The 253-nt window shown below is 73.9% G+C and carries 1 protein-coding gene; it reads left to right on the forward strand.

Annotated features, from left to right (window positions below; all coding sequences use genetic code 11):
• Positions 1 to 6 precede the first annotated feature (6 nt).
• Complete coding sequence (locus QSV46_RS41680) at positions 7 to 144, forward strand: elongation factor 1-alpha C-terminal domain-related protein (protein WP_409997302.1); 138 nt, start codon at positions 7 to 9, stop codon at positions 142 to 144.
• The last annotated feature ends 109 nt before the right edge of the window (positions 145 to 253 follow it).

Raw genomic sequence — 253 nt, forward strand, 5'->3', positions numbered from 1 at the left:
GGACAGGTGCGCCTGCACCTGGCCGCGCCGCTGCCCGTGGAGCCCTACGCCGTGCATCGGCGCACCGGGGCGTTCCTCGTGATCGACCCCCAGGACGGGGCCACGCTCGCCGCCGGCATGGTGCGCGGCGGCGACGAGGCCTGATCCGGATGACGACGGCGGGACGGGAGCGGTCATGACGGTGGTGATGGAGGACGTGGGCAAGAGCTTCGGCGGGCCCACGCCCGTGCTGGAGGACGTCTCCGTGCGGATC

This window comes from Bradyrhizobium cosmicum (genome assembly GCF_032290525.1).
In the GTDB taxonomy this organism is placed as follows: domain Bacteria; phylum Pseudomonadota; class Alphaproteobacteria; order Rhizobiales; family Xanthobacteraceae; genus Bradyrhizobium; species Bradyrhizobium cosmicum_A.